General features: G+C 56.3%; 5 protein-coding genes. All 5 read right to left on the reverse strand.

Annotated elements, in window-relative coordinates; genetic code table 11:
- Positions 1-2 precede the first annotated feature (2 nt).
- Genes mraY through ftsL form a run of 5 tightly spaced genes read right to left on the reverse strand, consistent with a single transcriptional unit; the run spans position 3 to position 6,055 of the window.
- Positions 3-1,085 carry a phospho-N-acetylmuramoyl-pentapeptide-transferase gene (gene mraY, locus KQJ18_RS03975; protein ID WP_016151694.1) on the reverse strand — a complete coding sequence of 361 codons (1,083 nt, stop codon included), beginning with the start codon at positions 1,083-1,085 and terminating at the stop codon, positions 3-5.
- Positions 1,079-2,437, reverse strand: a complete 1,359-nt coding sequence (gene murF, locus KQJ18_RS03980; RefSeq protein ID WP_085048313.1) for a UDP-N-acetylmuramoyl-tripeptide--D-alanyl-D-alanine ligase — start codon at positions 2,435-2,437, stop codon at positions 1,079-1,081. The genes mraY and murF overlap by 7 nt, the downstream gene beginning before the upstream one ends.
- Entirely contained in the window at positions 2,434-3,921 is a 1,488-nt protein-coding gene (murE, locus tag KQJ18_RS03985; RefSeq protein ID WP_038637205.1) for a UDP-N-acetylmuramoyl-L-alanyl-D-glutamate--2,6-diaminopimelate ligase, read from the reverse strand. Before murE ends, murF begins: the two co-directional genes overlap by 4 nt.
- Positions 3,908-5,674: a peptidoglycan glycosyltransferase FtsI gene (ftsI, locus tag KQJ18_RS03990; RefSeq protein ID WP_038637202.1), complete on the reverse strand. Its 1,767-nt coding sequence runs from the start codon at positions 5,672-5,674 to the stop codon at positions 3,908-3,910. Before ftsI ends, murE begins: the two co-directional genes overlap by 14 nt.
- A gap of 15 nt (positions 5,675-5,689) precedes the next feature.
- Positions 5,690-6,055, reverse strand: a complete 366-nt coding sequence (gene ftsL, locus KQJ18_RS03995; protein ID WP_006686695.1) for a cell division protein FtsL — start codon at positions 6,053-6,055, stop codon at positions 5,690-5,692.
- Positions 6,056-6,057 lie beyond the last annotated feature (2 nt).

The raw sequence follows: 6,057 nt of genomic DNA on the forward strand, positions 1-6,057 counted from the left end.
GATTAACGTACCTTCAGCGTTGCCAGGCCAATCAGCACCAGCATCAGCGAAATAATCCAGAAGCGCACAATCACGCGCGGTTCCGGCCAGCCTTTCAGTTCATAGTGGTGGTGAATCGGCGCCATACGGAAGATGCGCTGTCCGCGCAGCTTAAAGGAACCGACCTGCAGAATGACCGACAGCGTTTCTACGACGAATACGCCGCCCATGATCACCAGCAGGAACTCCTGACGCAGCAGCACGGCAATAATGCCCAGCGCGCCGCCCAGCGCCAGCGATCCGACGTCGCCCATAAAGACCTGCGCCGGATAGGTGTTAAACCACAGGAAGCCTAACCCCGCGCCGACAATCGCCGTACAGACGATCACCAGTTCGCCGGCATGGCGTAAATACGGAATGTGCAGATAGTTAGCGAAGTTCATGTTCCCGGTCGCCCATGCCACCAGCGCAAAACCCGCAGCCACGAACACGGTCGGCATAATCGCCAGGCCATCCAGACCATCGGTGAGATTGACCGCGTTACCGGTACCCACAATGACGAAGTACGCCAGCAGGACGTAGAACAGTCCCAGTTGCGGCATCACGTCTTTAAAGAATGGCACGACCAGTTCGGTCGCCGGGGTATCTTTCCCCGCCAGGTACAGCGCAAAGGCTACGCCCAGCGCAATCACCGACATCCAAAAATATTTCCAGCGCGCGATCAGACCTTTAGTGTCTTTGCGTACCACTTTGCGGTAGTCATCGACAAAACCAATAATCCCGTAACCGACCAATACCACCAGCACGCACCAGACGTACGGGTTCGACGGGTATGCCCATAGGAGCACGGAGATAACAATCGCGGTGAGGATCATGATCCCGCCCATGGTCGGCGTACCGCGTTTACTAAAGTGTGATTCCGGGCCGTCGTTACGTACGACCTGTCCAAAGGACATTTTTTGCAGGCGGGCGATCATGCGCGGGCCCATCCACAAAGAGATGAACAGCGCGGTCAGCAGGCTGACGATGGCGCGAAACGTCAGATAGGAAAAGACGTTAAAGCCGGAATAATATTTGACCAAATGCTCGGCCAGCCAAACTAACATGTCCCATTCTCCTGTAATGCGCGTACTACCTCTTCCATGGCGGCACTACGTGAACCCTTCACTAAAATCGTCATGATCTGATGTTCCGCAATCAGCGCCTTGAGATGCGCGACCAGCGCGGTTTTATCCGCAAAATGCTCGCCAACGCCGCTGGCGTCGCTAATTGCCTGACTCAGTTTCCCTGTACTCAGTACACGGTCGATGCCCGCGTTTTTCGCAGCAACACCTACCTGTACGTGACATGCTTCGCTTTCCGCGCCAAGCTCTGCCATATCGCCCACCACCAGCACGCGGTAGCCTGGCATTTCGGACAGCACCTGTACCGCTGCGGTCATCGAGCCGACGTTAGCGTTGTAGGAGTCGTCCAGCAGCAGCTGATTTTCTGCCAGTTGAATCGGGAACAGACGCCCCGGTACCGCTTGCAGATCCTTCAGGCCCGCTTTGATCGCCTCAGGCGTCGCGCCTACCGCCATAGAGAGCGCAGCCGCCGCCAGGGCGTTGGCAATGTTGTGACGACCCGGCAACGGCAGCAGAACATCAATGCTTCCGGTTGGCGTGCGCAGCGAAAACTCCGTACCGTGCGAGGTCACGTGAACGTTAGCCGCCGAAAAATCGCTGTTGGCCGCATTCGGGGAGAAGCGCCAGACTTTGCGATCGCCAATGATGCTCTGCCAGTTCAGCCAGTCGTTGTTATCAGCGTTCATGATGGCGATGCCATTCGCTGACAGACCGCCAAAAATCTCACCTTTAGCCTTCGCAACGCCCGCCAGAGAGCCGAAACCCTCCAGATGCGCGGCAGCAAGATTGTTCACCAGCGCCGCTTCCGGACGCGTCAGGCCAACGGTCCAGGCGATTTCGCCCTGATGATTGGCGCCGAGCTCAATCACGGCATAGTCGTAATCGTTGTTTAAGCGCAGCAACGTCATCGGTACACCGATGTCGTTGTTCAGATTGCCCGCGGTGTATAGGGTGTTGCCACACTGGCTCAGAATGGATGCCGTCATCTCTTTAACAGACGTTTTGCCGGATGAGCCGGTCAGCGCGACCACGCGCGCCGGAACCTGGGCGCGAACCCACGCTGCCAGTTCGCCGAACGCCAGACGGGTGTCTTTTACAATAACCTGCGGTAAATCAATATTGAGTGGACGGCTGACTAACAGCGCGCCTGCTCCCCCGTCTTTCGCCTTGTCAGCAAAATCGTGGGCATCAAAGCGTTCGCCTTTCAGCGCCACAAACAGGCAGCCCGGCGTCACTTTACGCGTATCGGTTGTCACTGCATCGAGGGTCAGATCGCCCCCTTTTAGTTCGCCACAGAGGATTTCCGCCAGTTGGCTGAGCGTTACGCTAATCATGCGATCACCCCCAGCAGACGCGCTGCCGTGACGCGGTCAGAATAGTCGAGACGCTGTGAACCAACGATCTGGTAGTCTTCGTGCCCTTTCCCGGCCACCAGCACCACGTCGTTTTCTTTCGCCTGCATGATGGCGTTAGTCACTGCTTCGGCGCGACCTTCCATCACCTTCGCCTGTCCGGCATCCAGCATCCCCGCCAGAATGTCGTTGATGATGGCGCGCGGCTCTTCGGTACGCGGGTTGTCATCGGTCACCACGACCACATCAGCAAATTGTTCGGCAATCGCGCCCATCAGCGGACGTTTGCCTTTGTCACGATCGCCACCGCAGCCAAAGACGCACCACAGTTTGCCGGTACAGTGCAGACGCGCCGCCTGCAGCGCTTTTTCCAGCGCATCCGGCGTATGGGCATAATCAACCACCACGGTGGTTTTACCGGGCGCGCTGAACACTTCCATACGCCCGCAAACCGGTTGCAATTGTGTCGCTGTTTTTAGTAAATCAGCTAACGGATACCCCAGCGCCAGCAGCGTTGCCAGCGCCAGCAGCAGATTGCTGACGTTAAACGCGCCCATCAGGCGGCTTTCAATTTCGCCCTCCCCCCAGGAGGAGGTAAAGCGAATCGTTGCCCCGCTGTCGTGATACTTCACCTCAACGGCTTTTAACCAACGACCATGACAGTTCGGGTTGATGTGGTCTTCCATCGAAACAGCCACCGCATCCGGAAGTTTGGCCAGCCAGCGACGACCGACCTCATCATCCGCATTGACGATGGCCTGACCGCAATGGTGCGTGGAGTACAGCAGCCATTTCGCGGCTTCGTAATGTTCCATGTCACCGTGGTAGTCGAGATGGTCACGGCTTAAGTTAGTAAACACTGATGCGGCAAACTTCAGCGCCGCGACGCGATGCTGAACCAGACCGTGGGAAGAGACTTCCATCGCGCCAACCGTGGCGCCCTGTGCAACCAGCCCCGCCAGCACATGCTGGACATCAACGGCTGAACCGGTGGTATTTTCCGTCGGGATCACTTTGCCCAACAGACCATTGCCAACGGTTCCCATCACCGCGCTGGTTTCACCCAGCAGTTGGCTCCACTGCGCCAGCAATTGAGTAGTGGTCGTTTTACCGTTGGTCCCGGTCACGCCAACCAGACGCATTTTTTCAGAAGGCTCGTGGTAAAAACGGCCCGCCAGTGCAGATAAACGCTCATTAAGCTGGCTGAGATAGATAACCGGAACGCCGTGCATTTCACGGATTTCACCATCAGTCGCTTCATCTTTTGCTTCTGCAATAATGGCAGCCACACCTTGCGCTATCGCCTGCGGGATATACCGACGCCCGTCCGCCTGATGACCCAATACTGCGACAAAGAGATCGCCCGATGCAGCCACACGGCTGTCGAGCGTCATCTCCCGCAGTGCTCGCTCCGGTGCACCCGGCACCCATGGAGCAAGAAGGTCGCGCAAATTACGATCTGCCACCTGTTGCCTCGCCTTGATTATTCACAAATTCACTTTTATCGCCCGTTGCCAGCGCATCCGGTTCGATGTTCATGGTGCGCAGTACGCCGCCCATGATGGCACCGAAGACCGGCGCGGAAACGGCGCCACCGTAGTATTTACCCGCCTGCGGATCGTTGATAACAACAACCAGCGCGAAGCGCGGCTGACTCGCAGGCGCAACGCCTGCGGTATAAGCAATGTATTTGTTGATGTAGCGACCATCCGGCCCTACTTTTTTCGCCGTACCGGTTTTGATGGCGATGCGATAGCCTTTAATCGCCGCCTTCACGCCGCCGCCTCCGGGCAGCGCTACGCTTTCCATCATGTGCACCACGGTACGAACGGTCGCTTCCGGGAAAATACGCTCGCCCGGAACAGGAGGGTCAACTTTGGTAATCGACAGCGGGCGATAAACGCCATAGCTGCCGATCGTTGCATAGACTCGCGCTAACTGTAACGGGGTTACCATTAGCCCATAGCCGAAAGAGAAGGTGGCCCTCTCTATGTCAGACCACCGTTGTTTTTGAGGATATAAGCCACTGCGTTCTCCGACCAACCCCAAATTGGTCGCTTTTCCCAGCCCAAAACGTGAGTAAGTATCTACTAACGCTGAGGACGGCATCGCTAACGCCAGCTTAGAAACACCGACGTTACTCGACTTCTGCAAAACCCCGGTAAGGGTCAATTCGCTATAACGCGCCACGTCTTTGATTTCGTGACCATTAATTCGGTAAGGAATCGTATTGAGTACGGTATTTTCGCGTACCACTCCACGCTGCAGCGCCGTCATTACCACCATTGGTTTGACGGTAGAACCCGGTTCAAACACGTCGGTAATGGTACGGTTACGCATGACATCTTTTTGCGTACCGGAGAGATTATTGGGGTTGTAGGACGGGCTGTTCGCCATCGCCAGCACTTCACCGGTGTTGACATCCACCAGCACGGCGCTGCCGGATTCCGCTTTGTTGAACGCGACGGCATTATTCAGTTCACGGTAGACCAGCGCCTGTAAACGCTCATCAATGCTCAGCGCAAGGTTGTGCGCCGCCTGGCTGTCGGTAGAGGAGATATCTTCAATTACGCGGCCATAGCGGTCTTTACGTACGATACGTTCGCCCGGCTGTCCGGTGAGCCACTTATCGAAGCTCTTCTCAACGCCTTCAATCCCCTGGCTATCAACGTTAGTAAAGCCAATGAGGTGAGCGGTCACTTCTCCGGAAGGATAGTAACGACGGGATTCTTCACGCAGGTGAATACCTGGCAGCTTGAGTTTTTTGATGTAGTCGGCCATGTCAGGGTTAACCTGACGCGCCAGATAGATAAAGCGCCCTTTCGGGTTGGCGTTAATACGGGAAGCCAGCTGGTCGAGCGGGAGATTAAGCGCGGTCGACAGCGCTCTCCAGCGTTCACCAACGCTCACGCCGCCTGCGTCATGCACCTCTTTCGGGTCGGCCCAAATCGCCTTCACCGGAACACTCACCGCCAGCGGACGGCCCGAACGGTCGGTAATCATCCCGCGCGATGTAGAGACTTCCTGTACGCGCAGGGAGCGCATGTCGCCCTGACGCACCAGCATATCCGGCGCGATGATTTGCAGCCAGGCGACGCGTCCCAGCAGGAAACCCAGTGCCAGCAAAATACAGCCGCACAGTAACGCAAAACGCCAACTGACAAAGTTGGCTTGTTCTTCCTGGCGTTTTGGTTTGTGCGTTTTTGCCGCTGCTTTCATGCGTCGCGTTTATCCTTATTTTTGTACTACAATATTTTCTTGTGAGGGATCAACATGCTGCATTTGCAGCTTTTCCGTTGCGATCCGTTCAACACGGCTATGGTCGCCGAGCGCGTTCTCCTCAAGGATCAAGTTGCGCCATTCGATATCCAACGCATCTCGCTCCAGAACCAACTGCTCACGCTGCGCGGTCAGTAACCGCGTATGGTGGGCGGTTGTCACGACGGTAACCGCCGTCAAAATAATGCAAATGAACAGGCAGAGTGGCAGCTTCCCATACCGCAAAAGATCGTCACCGATCACGCCAGGCAAGGCATGGCGCTCGTTGCTTCCTATCGATCCTTTAACTTTGCTAAGGGCTTCTGTCACTCTGCTGATCATGC

The sequence above is a fragment of the Citrobacter sp. S55_ASV_140 genome (genome assembly GCF_018919505.1).
In the GTDB taxonomy this organism is placed as follows: domain Bacteria; phylum Pseudomonadota; class Gammaproteobacteria; order Enterobacterales; family Enterobacteriaceae; genus Citrobacter; species Citrobacter werkmanii.

Coding starts and splice junctions, on each gene's coding strand:
- ftsI (WP_038637202.1), bottom strand. CDS start 5,674: ATGAAAGCAGCGGCAAAAACGCACAAACCAAAACGCCAGGAAGAACAA.
- mraY (WP_016151694.1), bottom strand. CDS start 1,085: ATGTTAGTTTGGCTGGCCGAGCATTTGGTCAAATATTATTCCGGCTTT.
- murF (WP_085048313.1), bottom strand. CDS start 2,437: ATGATTAGCGTAACGCTCAGCCAACTGGCGGAAATCCTCTGTGGCGAA.
- ftsL (WP_006686695.1), bottom strand. CDS start 6,055: ATGATCAGCAGAGTGACAGAAGCCCTTAGCAAAGTTAAAGGATCGATA.